This is a genomic window from Methanospirillum hungatei, assembly GCF_020216685.1.
In the GTDB taxonomy this organism is placed as follows: domain Archaea; phylum Halobacteriota; class Methanomicrobia; order Methanomicrobiales; family Methanospirillaceae; genus Methanospirillum; species Methanospirillum hungatei_B.
On sequence record NZ_JAIWNS010000088.1, the window covers coordinates 1 to 10,000 of the forward strand.

Genomic DNA, 10,000 nt, shown 5'->3' on the forward strand with positions numbered 1-10,000 from the left:
CCCTCAAAGACAAGATACGGGCGACCCCCGACATCAAGTGCTACCTCAGCCTTTGACTCATCCATGGGAACGATGACACTGGCAAATCGCTGAATACCTCTTCCCTCACCAAGAGCCTGTGCGAAGACCTGTCCAAGAACGATACCAGTATCCTCTATGGTGTGATGAGGGCCGGTCTTAAGATCTCCGATAGCCTGGATATCCAGATCAAATCTGCCATGTCTCGTGAATGAATCAAGCATATGATCAAAAAAAGGAATTCCGGTATGAATTGTTCCCCTGCCAGAGCCGTCAAGTGAAAAACGAACCGTGATATCTGTTTCTTTAGTCGTTCTCTTTATTTCTGCAGTTCTCATCCTGCTGCCTCCAACGCCTCTTGAAGTGTTATCTTCCCTGAATAAAGAGCAGAGCCAAGGACCACGCCTGCTGCATCGGCTTCTTTCAGAATTTTTATGTCCGACGATGAGGTAATACCACCTGCCACAACAACAGGAACACTCACGGTGCTTAAAAGATCACGAACCGGTTTTGGATCAATTCCATTGCACAGGCCCTCGACACTGACATTGGTATACAGTAATGAACCAGCCCCCTTCCTGATAAACAGGTCAGCCCACTCAAGAAAGTCACCTGCCGGACGTTCCCACCCATGAGTCACCATCTCTCCTGCCCTTGCATCAACTCCTGCCATAATCCGGTCACTTCCATATTCTTCAGAAAGGATGGTAAGACATTCCGGATCCTCAGCAGCAAAAGTTGAGATGATGATACGATCAACCCCGCAATCAAGCCAGGAACGGGCATCGTCAAGGGATCGAATCCCTCCACCCAGCTGGGTTTCAACACCAGTCCGGATAATGACGTCTGTTATCTTTTCAGCATTCAGTTTGGAAGATCCGAACGCCCCATCAAGATTTACGATATGAAGGGCTTCTGCTCCCTGGTTTATCCATGATTCTGCGCATAAAAGGGGATCGCCATAGCCGGTAGCGGTCTCCCGTTTCCCCTGAACGAGCTGAACACACCGGCCACCCAGGATATCAACTGCCGGAAAGACAATCATTTTTTTCACCTGATTAAGCGCTCAATATTCATTACCAGAATATCCCGTGCACCTGCCTGCTTCAGGCGGTTTATGAGCTGGTAAACCTTCTCCTCGTCAACCACCGCATGAACAGCAACCATATCGGCAGAAGACGCCACATCCATTATGGTAGGTCCACCCATTCCAGGGATAATGGTCCTGATATCATCAAGAGAACTGCGTATTACATTCATCATCAGATAACATTTCCCCCGGGCATTCAATACACTCTCAAGTGCCAGATGAATCTCATCAATCTTTTCTTTTTTATCAATACATGACCGGGGGTTTGCAATAAGATATGTACTTGTTTCCAGAACAGTATCGATAATTTTTAAGTGATTCTGACGAAGAGTTGAACCAGAACTTGAAATATCAACGATTGCATCAGATATCCCAAGAGACGGAGTAGCTTCACAAGCCCCCCCGACCGGAACTATAATCGGTGTTATACCGGCTTTTTTAAAATATTTCCTGGTAATTGCAGGAAATTCTGTTGATACCCGCTTCCCATCCAGATCTTTGGGGGAATTCAGATTTGAATTCTCCGGGACTGCAAGAACAACAGAAGCAGATCCAAATCCCAAATTAAGGAGCTCCGTCACTGCGGAACCTCGTTCCACAACCATATCGTGGCCGGTAATCCCAAGATCTGCAACACCAGACGCGACATATTCAGGGATGTCAATCGGACGTGCATATAGGATTTCCACGTGTTGATCACGGGTCCGGGCGATCAGGGTCCGATCACCACTATCAATAATCCCAAGACCGGATTTTTCGATTAATTCCCTGATTGGAACAGATATCCGGCCTTTGTTCGGGATGGCAATACGGACATGAAAAACAGGAGTCCGATCTGAGATCGGAGAAGAATTTTTTGTCATTAAAATGTCTTTAATTCGCCTCTGATTACCCGTTCTGTAACAGAGGTGATGTTTTCAAGACCGAAGTCAATGATCTCATAAACATCTTTTTCAATATCTTTTACGGTAAAGGACGGCTTTGGAATTATCTGTGCACTTGCTACCAGCGGCTGGTCAATAGGTACACCAATCTGTGAGAGAAGCCGCACCTGTATCTCTGCAATCCCATCGACTTTCTCTACACAGGTGTGTGCCAGTTCATTTGAAAGGAGATTGTATATCTTTCCGATATGGTTAATCGGGTTTTTCCCACTGGTAGCTTCCATGCTCATCGGGCGGTGCGGAGTGATAAGACCATTTGCACGGTTTCCTCTTCCCACGGACCCATCATCACCCATTTCTGCTGAAGTTCCGGTTACCGTCAGAAACAGACTGCACTCAATATCGCAATCTGCAGTATTTACAAAGACTTCTACTTTTTTATCAGTACAGGTTTTTGCTACTTTCAGTGCTTCCTCTGCTAATTTCTCACGGTAGTTTACATAATCAGAGAGGGATGAGACATAGCGGTCAACCATGGCACAACAGATAGTAAGCTTAATAGTGTTACCCTGGCGGAGCCCCATGATCTTAATATCAGTTCCATAAACCGGATATTTGGGACGGAGCGTGGTATCTATGTATGAAGAGATCTCCCGTATGCATTTTTCTATGTCAGAGAATGGGGCATACGAAACCCCGAATGATGTATCGTTTGCGCGTGGAATCTGTCCTGCTTCAGGTTTAAAGACGTCCCGAAGATCGGTTGATCCGGTACCAAGACGGCAGTCCATGATTAAATGCTGGTCAAGATTCAGTTCAGGAAGGATTGTCCGAAGGTAGTCTTTGGCTGCTTTTAATGCAACGGTATCTGCGGCGATCTTTTCACCATTGAATTCCTTGGTGGCACGACCATCAAGAAGAACAAATATAGGCTTGATGATCTTTCCACCGCCAAATGTCGGCATTGATTCTCCTGCAACTATCTCACCCTGATCGGTATTGTGGTGAAGAACTCCGCCAAACTGGTCAATATAGGTATTACACAAGGCACGGCTGACTGCCTCTGCTATTCCATCTGCAATACTGTCAGGATGACCAAGACATTTCCTCTCGACCAGTTCAATCTGTTGATCCTGAACCGGGATCTGGTTCAGCATTTCAATTGCGATATTTCTGCTCATCAAAGACCTCTGTACGATTTAAATCAGAAAGATATACCAAGGACAGGTACAGAATACTGTACAAATTCGGTGAGATTGGAATAAGAGATTACCGATAGATTTCTCCATGATCCTCCTCAACCGAACAGAAATCCTAGGTCCAGAATATGAAAAATACACAAGACAACACGGATAATACCTGTAAAGCGTTATGGGAATTTCCACCTGTTCCCCCTGATAATTTTTTCTCCATGATGAATTCCTATACCAATGGCGCAAGACTTCTCTGCCTGATTGGTGCATCGGTCAGATTAGGTATATTTGATGCCTTGGAAGACTGGAAAACTGAAAAAGATTTGGAAGAGATAATTCAATATCCACATCCGGTAACTGATTTCTTCCAGAGTTTAATAAAAACCGGTCTCGTAGAGTATGAAAACGGAATGATACGAAACACGCCGGTTGCATCAACTTATCTCACCCGTCAATCTCCATATTTTCAGGGTGCATATCTCGATAAGTCTATTCAGCATCTCCAAGACCTCTGGATACCTCTTTCTGATATTCTGACATCCGGCCCGAAAATATTTGATGAAGAAAAGTTCTTTGCTGATATATCATTGCCTTCTATGGCGCAGAATGCACTGTGTGGACGGCTTCAGGAAGTAGTGAATGGAGTAACATTACTCCCCTCTTTTATGGACATGAAAAAAATGATAGATCTTGGTGGTGGACATGGCCTGTATGCAATCGCACTTGCATGTAAAAACCCGAACCTCACCGCAATAATATTTGATTTACCCGGAGTTGTTCCACTGGCATCCGGATATATTGAAAAATACCATCTTGAAGGAAGGGTTCAGGCAATAGGAGGGAATTTTTTTTCTGATCCGATTGGCCGGGATTATGATTTAATTCTTTCATCATCTAACCCAAGCGGGAAAAGTCCTGATATGGTAGGAAAAATCTCCGATGCCTTGAAAACAGGAGGATTTTTTGTGAGTATTCAGCCAGGTGATGAGAATGCGCCCTATGATTCACTTCATGAACTTGAATTTTTTCTCTGGACATTTGACACAGTCACGCTGCCAAAGAAAACATGGAGTAAGAATAAAAAATTCCTGACAGATGAATACCGATCTGCGTTACAAGAAAATGGACTTACCATCAGATCAGTTACCAGGGTTTCTGATCCCTATATCCGGGATTATGGAGTAACCATGCTGATTGCACAAAAAGTTGGGTAAAATGAGGTAATCAGGACCGGATTTCCAAAATATGAGAGGGTATCATCAGTTCAAATCGTGCGCCTTCTCCGGGGACTCCATTTTCCTGAATGGTAATCTCAAAGACGGATAAAATTTTTTCGGCTAAAAATAATCCATATCCGCTCCCCTTTCCAAACCCAAGATCAAATATCCTGGTTTTTTGTTGCTGGACAATACCACAACCGTCATCCTGGATAATAAGCTTCCCCCCGTCACCGACTGGTTCCAGAGAGATGTGAACTTTGGTAGCGCCGGTTGCATGTTCCGGAATATTTACCAGAATTTTCTCAAGTGCAAGCCTGAAGTTTTTGTCTGCATACAATAGAGAGTTCCCGGTATCAATGAAGACCTGGATTGGATCCATCACAATTTCATTCAGAGCTTCTTTTATGATATCTGACAGGGATATCCAGGAGAATTCAAGCATTCCGATCTTCTGATATTCACGAGTGAAGATTAACCGGTCACGAATCTTTTCAGCAGCATTCTGCTCTTTCTGGGTAAAATCAATCAATGTGGGATCAGTAATCAAATCAGTTGAAAGTTCAAGATATCCGAGTATTGCGGTCAGTTGATTTAAAATATCATGTCGGATTTTTGAATTTAACGTATTCCAGATTTCTGACCCTTTGTATAATAAGGCCCATTCAATCGGAAGCGAACTAATCCATAAATAGCTGAGTGCTTTTTGGGGCCGTCCTGCATCATCATATGAAACGGAACAGTACTCCTCAACCCACCGATAATATGCCCCGGCGCGGATTCTGTACCTGAGCTCAATGCCAGGCCTCTTCTGCAGTATGGCCCCGCCCATTTTTCTGGAAACCAGATCCTGATCTTCCTTGTAGATATGGGAAAGAATGTCAGTCTCCCCACCTGATGCATTCACCAGAATGCCATATTTTACATTATTAGAAGAAATGGTTTTTATTTTCCAGATATCCGAATTATTACGTTCAAACGCAATAACCGGTGCGGCATGAAATAGGTCATCCGGTGAGGTTGTACTGGTCATCTTATAACCGCTATTTCTCTTTCAGGATGGTAATATACTTTGACACAAGAGGCAGGTATTCTCATCATGCCTGTAGTTCAGATGCTATCGCATCACGAATCGGTTCCCATGAGATTCTGCCGACTGGAATTACCTTGCCCTGAAGTAATATCATGGGGATTGCAGGATGATCACGTTCATATATCTCTCTGATATAGTCCGGAACTCCATCATCTAGCAGAGTAAGTTTAAGAGTAACTCCCTCTCCAAATTCTTTTATAACTTCACTTTTCAAAGCCTCAAACGCCTCTACCAGACTACTTGAAGGGGCACATGAAGAGAGACCGCAGGTTCTGTTCTCATCGCAGGGAAAAGGGGAGCATTCAGAATCTGAATAACCGACGATCTCAAGTGTTGCAGATGCTGTCACGGGAATTAATGTCTGCAGAATAGAATAAGAGGATATTGGTTCGAAGTCTATTGGAGAAAGATCTCAAACCTCTCTTTTCCTGCCTTACAGATGGGGCACTTTTCAGGCGGATTATTCCGAGCACAGAGATACCCGCAGACTTTACAGCGATATACCGGAAAAGTAAGACCCCTGGCCTGGGCTGATGATGAAGACTGTTTCATCCGTTCAGAAACAGGGGGTCGCCGTTCCGGAACAGCCGGAGCCGGAAGATTCTTTGAAGCAATCGTATCTGAAACATAGAGGCCGCAAAAGCATGCCCCATACTCACTTAGGTCATCGTCACGGTAATCGCAGGGGCAGATAATGTCAAGATCAGATTCCTTATCTCCGAGAGAGAGTCTGCATGGACATGATTCGTACCCATACCTGTCGGCATTGATCAACAGCCCTTCAACCAGCCCTCTGGTGAATACCGCATCGGGATTAAGGTTATATCCGCTCTTTTTCGCTTCCTGCATAAGTTCATTATGCCTTTTATCAAGTGAGCTCTCTGAAATTTCCGGTGTCATGACGAAAGCGCCTCTCGTATCTCATCAAGCCTGCTTCCCACAATCACCTTGTCATTATTGATGACCAACGTCGGAAATGATCCACGTGGATTTACTTTCTCCATCTCTTTGAGTATCTCATCCATCTCACTTCGACTGAGTTGATCAACATACAGATAATCGTAGGCTACTTTTAATTCGTCGAGAAGTTTTCTGGTCTGTTTACAATGAATACACGTAGAAAGGGCATACAGCATTATTGGTCCCTTATCAATCCCCTCAACATGGACAGGAGTTATCGCCATAGATCTGGTATCTGTTCTCTTTCGCAATAAAAGGGCAGGGGATATGGTGGTAAGCGTATTACTTCTTACCTGAAATCATACTGTCGGATAAAATACCAGTGATCGGCCAGTTTTTTCTTGAGATCAGTGACCATCTTAATTACAATCGGAAAGGCCTCATCAGATACTGCTTTCTCTAAGACTTCCCGATATATTTCCGGCTCTCGAATAGCAGATATATCCAGACCAGCCATAGCAGCAATAAGCCCAAGGTTCGTGTACGGGAGGCCTCCTTCAACACTGTATCCTCCTTCAAGGACAGCAATAATTCTCCCATAACAGATAGAATCGGCAAGAATGCACATCTCCTGCATAAGACCTGCATACCCCTGCGCGGTAAGTGCAAGTCCGGTAAGGGGATCAGTGAAATGATTATCCTGACCTGCAGAAATAGCAATGGCATCTGGCATGTACTCATCAGCCAGAGGAAGAATGATCTCCTCGAGAAGGTACCGATAGACTTTATCTGAACTCCCGGCAGGAATTGGCAGATTTATATTATACCCTTTTCCGTCACCAATGCCGATATCCTCAAATCGTCCGGAACCGGGATAAAAGGGGTATTGGTGGACGGAACAAAAAAGGACGGAAGGATCATCATAGAAGATCTCTTCAGTTCCATTTCCATGATGTGCATCCCAATCAAGGACCATAATCCTCCTCAGGCCCCTCTGCTGAAGATGGCGTACCATTATGGCAACATTATTGAGATAACAAAAACCTGCCCCATGTGAACGGCCTGCATGATGACCGGGCGGGCGGCACAGGACAAAAGAATTCCTTACCTCCTGGTTCAGGACTGCATCTGCACCGGTTATTGCTCCCCCTGCTGCGAGAAGTGCATCATGAATCAATCCTTTAGGTACATAGGTATCTGCATCAATTATCGCACCGGTCACTGATGCTTCTTCAAGAAATTGCAGATATTCCTTTGTATGGACCAAGAGCACATCATCTCTCATCGCCGGCTTTGGAGTCAGGAGACGTATCTGAGGGAGATCAAAAATTCCCTCCTCTTCAAGCTGGTCAAGAGTGTATGATAAGCGTTCACGTCGTTCTGGGTGTGATGAACTCTGTTCATGTGTCAGATATGATGGAGCATACACGATACCGCACGTCATAATGCCTCCACTGAAATCCCAGGAGCTATCGCAAGGACCAGATCAGTAATTTTTGCGGTGACTCTCCAACCTCTCACCACATCATACGAAGAAAAGTATAGGACCTCAATTTCTTCGATATCTTCTTCAGGTGCCCCTTCCTTTCTTGCAATATCCCTGACGAGTTCAGTTACATACGAGAGCAGATGCTCTTCATCTCTCGTATCTTTATAGGGGTAGGTTATCCCGTTTAAAGTCAGCCTTTTCCGCTCCGAATCAACATGTATGTGTACTTCAAGACTTACTTTTGACACTGCAGCACCGACAGCATTGGCAGATGCGGCATGCTCAGGCACTATCCCGACAGTTTGTGCGCGTTCTGCAATATCTGAAAGAAGATAATGAGCCAGGTACCCGGTTCCGATGAGAAATTCGGGATGATATTCTTTTACCGCAGAAGCGATCGTTTCCAGATACCGGTGAACAACATTCTGAGCCGTTGTATGGTCAAGTACTTCAGATCTCTCTGCATCACCAATTCTTGCTCCCATAACATTCAAAGCATCCGTCAGGGTCGGTTCACCTCCTCCAAACGAACGGGATGAACCCGCCCTGAAGGGACAGAGATCTGATCGTATACATGAATCGCCACCAAAGGGGATACTCATAGCTGATACTGCCTGAATCATCGTCTTCGCGCCTTCCAAAACAACCGTCTCGAAGATAGGTTTTCCATCCTTTAATGGAACCAGTTCAGTTGTTGTTCCCCCGATATCAATCACCAGGCAGTTTTCATGTTTGGTCAGGTAATATGCTCCGTTTGCAACAGTGGCAGGACTAGAATGAAAAAGCAGCATCGAGTTATCAAGTGCACGGGCAGGTGAAGTCAGCCCTCCGGTTGATGTGACAAAAAAGAAATCAGGATTAACCCGCTGAATCTGTCTGATAAGAGATGCGACTTTTCCCTTTATCCTGGCATTCAATTTTGTAGTATGTATTCGAGCGGGAAAATTTAACGCCCCGATGGGATAACTGAGCGCTATCTGTTCATCAGAATAAAACTGTGATACAATATCATATACCTGTTTTTCCAATGCATCATTCCGGACAGAAAATTTCCCGGCAATCGCTATAGCCCGTGCATGCTGCCCCTTCATGATTTTTTTTATCTCTTCAGGATCGATTGGTTCTACGATATCTCCGCGATGTGAAACCGATCCTTTTACCGCACCAGGATATACCAGACCTGGTCCCGGTATAGTTATTGTCCGGATGTCTGCGGGATGGCCGGTGATAATCTCATTGAGTGGTTGAGAAGTGCTGATGGCAAGGCGCCCGTATGAGGAAATTTTCTTGAGGGCATTGTCCAGCCCGTCGGTATTTGGTACTTTATAGGTATTGATTTGAGAATCTATGACAGCAATATCAGTATTTGTCCCTCCGATATCTATCCCGGTAAACATGATTGCTCACGGGGTTTTAGATTCCCAACATATATCAGATGATGCATATACACTTCAGATAAATTTTCAAAAAGCAAGGGCAATTCTCATGATCACCGGCTGTCTGGAAGGGGAAACATTACTAAAAAAAGGAGTTGCCGCAGTCTTTTTCAATCCAAAAACCCGGTTCATTACAAAATTTTACGTGACCAACTATCGGCTTATAATAAAAAACCAGAAAAACCAGCTTATAAAATTATCCTATGAACTCATTCATGAGATTTACGTTGAAAATAACACCTACGTGTGCATCAGGTGTAATACTCCCATGCGGTTTTTTGATGGAAAGGAAGAGTATGTCAGAATTTTCATGCACGGATTAAAGCGCAAGGAAGGGGGCGGCCTGAAAGTACTTGATGATCCGAAATGGCCGAATTATTGGAAAAAATTTATTAATACACAGGTTTTGCAGTATCAGTCAGAAATTGCCTCAAAAAAGCAATCCATGCAGTCAGAAGAAGATGAACTCCTTCTTATTGAAGGTGTTACCAGGTCAAAAGAAGGGCTTGATCAGTTTGAGATTGTGAAAACCAGGGAGAAGATGCAGGTCAGGTTTGATAATTATTATTATGAATCCTGCATGGTATATGCAACAAATAACCGGCTTATCGTGAAAATAAAATCTGGTGATTATATCATAATTCCCTACTCTGTTATCTATACCTCAGAGCTGGATCCGG

The 10,000-nt window shown here is 44.3% G+C and carries 12 protein-coding genes; 2 read left to right on the top strand and 10 right to left on the bottom strand.

The features are described 5' to 3' along the window. The 4 genes from LDL35_RS05290 to LDL35_RS05305 all read right to left on the bottom strand — a co-directional run. On the bottom strand, positions 1-356 hold a 356-nt coding region (locus LDL35_RS05290), incomplete at its 3' end, for an imidazoleglycerol-phosphate dehydratase (protein WP_304020189.1). Next, on the bottom strand, positions 353-1,063 hold the full coding sequence (hisA, locus tag LDL35_RS05295) for a 1-(5-phosphoribosyl)-5-[(5-phosphoribosylamino)methylideneamino]imidazole-4-carboxamide isomerase (RefSeq protein WP_304020191.1): 711 nt from the start codon (positions 1,061-1,063) through the stop codon (positions 353-355). The genes LDL35_RS05290 and hisA, both read right to left, overlap by 4 nt. 5 nt (positions 1,064-1,068) lie before the next feature. Further along, positions 1,069-1,971, bottom strand: coding sequence for an ATP phosphoribosyltransferase (gene hisG / locus LDL35_RS05300; RefSeq protein WP_304020192.1), 903 nt, complete (start codon positions 1,969-1,971; stop codon positions 1,069-1,071). Then, positions 1,971-3,173, bottom strand: coding sequence for a methionine adenosyltransferase (locus tag LDL35_RS05305; protein WP_304020194.1), 1,203 nt, complete (start codon positions 3,171-3,173; stop codon positions 1,971-1,973). The genes hisG and LDL35_RS05305 overlap by 1 nt, the downstream gene beginning before the upstream one ends. Before the next feature lie 146 nt (positions 3,174-3,319). On the opposite strand from LDL35_RS05305, the gene LDL35_RS05310 reads away from it, so the two are divergent. Further along, positions 3,320-4,399 carry a methyltransferase gene (locus tag LDL35_RS05310; protein WP_304020196.1) on the top strand — a complete coding sequence of 360 codons (1,080 nt, stop codon included), beginning with the start codon at positions 3,320-3,322 and terminating at the stop codon, positions 4,397-4,399. Between the two features lie 10 nt (positions 4,400-4,409). Here LDL35_RS05310 and LDL35_RS05315 read toward each other — a convergent pair whose 3' ends face one another. The 6 genes from LDL35_RS05315 to LDL35_RS05340 form a co-directional block, all read right to left on the bottom strand. Then, positions 4,410-5,435, bottom strand: a complete 1,026-nt coding sequence (locus LDL35_RS05315) for a PAS domain-containing sensor histidine kinase (RefSeq protein WP_304020197.1) — start codon at positions 5,433-5,435, stop codon at positions 4,410-4,412. 64 nt (positions 5,436-5,499) lie between these two features. Continuing rightward, positions 5,500-5,844 (bottom strand): hypothetical protein, encoded by a 345-nt coding sequence (locus LDL35_RS05320; protein WP_304020199.1) that lies wholly within the window; start codon positions 5,842-5,844, stop codon positions 5,500-5,502. 47 nt (positions 5,845-5,891) lie between these two features. Next, positions 5,892-6,395, bottom strand: a complete 504-nt coding sequence (locus LDL35_RS05325) for a ferredoxin-thioredoxin reductase catalytic domain-containing protein (RefSeq protein ID WP_304020201.1) — start codon at positions 6,393-6,395, stop codon at positions 5,892-5,894. Then, positions 6,392-6,679, bottom strand: a complete 288-nt coding sequence (locus LDL35_RS05330; protein ID WP_304020203.1) for a glutaredoxin family protein — start codon at positions 6,677-6,679, stop codon at positions 6,392-6,394. The genes LDL35_RS05325 and LDL35_RS05330 overlap by 4 nt, the downstream gene beginning before the upstream one ends. A gap of 65 nt (positions 6,680-6,744) precedes the next feature. Further along, a complete protein-coding gene (locus LDL35_RS05335) occupies positions 6,745-7,839 on the bottom strand; it encodes a histone deacetylase (protein WP_304020204.1) in 1,095 nt (364 codons plus the stop codon). Then, the gene (locus tag LDL35_RS05340; RefSeq protein WP_304020206.1) at positions 7,836-9,281 is read right to left on the bottom strand and encodes a hydantoinase/oxoprolinase family protein; all 1,446 of its coding nucleotides are present in this window, start codon (positions 9,279-9,281) and stop codon (positions 7,836-7,838) included. The genes LDL35_RS05335 and LDL35_RS05340 overlap by 4 nt, the downstream gene beginning before the upstream one ends. Here LDL35_RS05340 and LDL35_RS05345 point away from each other — a divergent pair. Next, positions 9,232-10,000 (top strand): hypothetical protein (locus LDL35_RS05345; protein ID WP_304020208.1); only part of this gene is annotated, 769 nt, incomplete at its 3' end. The genes LDL35_RS05340 and LDL35_RS05345 overlap by 50 nt on opposite strands.